The sequence below is a fragment of the Moorena sp. SIO3I8 genome (assembly GCF_010692325.1).
Classification (GTDB): domain Bacteria; phylum Cyanobacteriota; class Cyanobacteriia; order Cyanobacteriales; family Coleofasciculaceae; genus Moorena.
Genome location: NZ_JAAHHW010000456.1, coordinates 1 through 1,149 on the forward strand (window position 1 = coordinate 1; position 1,149 = coordinate 1,149).

Annotated in this window: 3 protein-coding genes; 2 read left to right on the forward strand and 1 reads right to left on the reverse strand. The window is 45.1% G+C overall.

Translation table 11 applies throughout. The features are described 5' to 3' along the window. Positions 1-207: hypothetical protein (locus F6K51_RS37840; RefSeq protein ID WP_293031456.1), on the forward strand; the 207-nt coding region annotated here is incomplete at its 5' end. A 34-nt stretch (positions 208-241) separates the two neighbouring features. Here the strand turns inward: F6K51_RS37840 and F6K51_RS37845 are convergent. Then, on the reverse strand, positions 242-382 hold the full coding sequence (locus F6K51_RS37845; RefSeq protein ID WP_293031459.1) for a hypothetical protein: 141 nt from the start codon (positions 380-382) through the stop codon (positions 242-244). A 52-nt stretch (positions 383-434) separates the two neighbouring features. Between F6K51_RS37845 and F6K51_RS37850 the strand changes: the two genes are divergently transcribed. Beyond that, positions 435-920, forward strand: coding sequence for a hypothetical protein (locus tag F6K51_RS37850; protein WP_293031462.1), 486 nt, complete (start codon positions 435-437; stop codon positions 918-920). Positions 921-1,149: the final 229 nt, after the last annotated feature.

A 1,149-nucleotide genomic window follows, 5' to 3' on the forward strand; every position in this document is an offset into this window, starting at 1 on the left:
GAACAACGCTTAAAATCCCTAAAATCAGAATATGAAGCTGGTCAAAAAATGCTAGCCGAACTAGAAGCCAAACAAGCCAACCTGCGAGAAACCTTACTCCGGATCAGTGGCGCAATTCAGGTAATCGAAGAAACCTTAGGCCAATCAACTGATACAGGGGAAAACAATACTCAGCCATCGGAGGTAGTTGGTGCTCAAGTAGAGTAGGGAATCGGGAATCGGGAATCGGGAGTCGGGATTTTTATCCTGAGTCTGTCAGCGATCGCTCTTGGTTGTATCTGGGTGCGATCGCTCCTGTTGTGATTACACTCACACTAGAGGAAATTGCTCGCAATTTCCTTCCGTTGGAAACAGGCAATGTCCACCCGACAAGATCAGACACACAGAAATCAGCTTACATCAAAACACTTAGAAATAGCTAAAGGGTGAACACCATGAATATCAAGCACTTTTCCCTATTTGCAGGTCTTGCAGCCATTACCCTCACTAGTTTTCCCATGGCAGCTAATGCCCAAAAAATGCATCGATCTTTCTCCAAGCTTAACCTCACTGACCAGCAGGAACAGCAGATTGAAAACATCCGTAACAATACATACTCTGAAATCGAGGATATTCTCACTCCCCAGCAACAAGAGCAATTTGAAACTATAAAAACACTACGCGGTCAACTACGAGACGCAAAAGAGGCTACAAATCTTTCTCAAGAGCAGCGAGAGGAAATCCGCGAAATTAAAAAGTCAGTACGAGAAGAAATGGAAAGTATGAATCTCTCTCAAGAGCAGCGAGGCGAAATCCGGGAGATTAAAAAGTCAGCACGGGAAGAGATGATGGGTATTCTCACCGACGAACAGCGCCAACAAATTCGTCAAGAAATGGGCTCACGTCGAGGTAAGCGTGGATTTAGAAGGGGATCATTCTAAGACCAAATATCTTATGTAGGGTGGGCAGTGCTGAATAGAGATCACCTTAAAAAGTCCGTTGCTAGACACTGCCCACCTGACGATTAATCTAGCTGATGTAGGGTGGGCAGTGCTGAATAGAGATCACCTTAAAAAGCCCCTTGCTAGACACTGCCCACCTGACGATTAATCTAGCTGATGTAGGGTGGGCAGTGCTAAATAGATATCACCTTAAAAAGCCCCTTGCTAG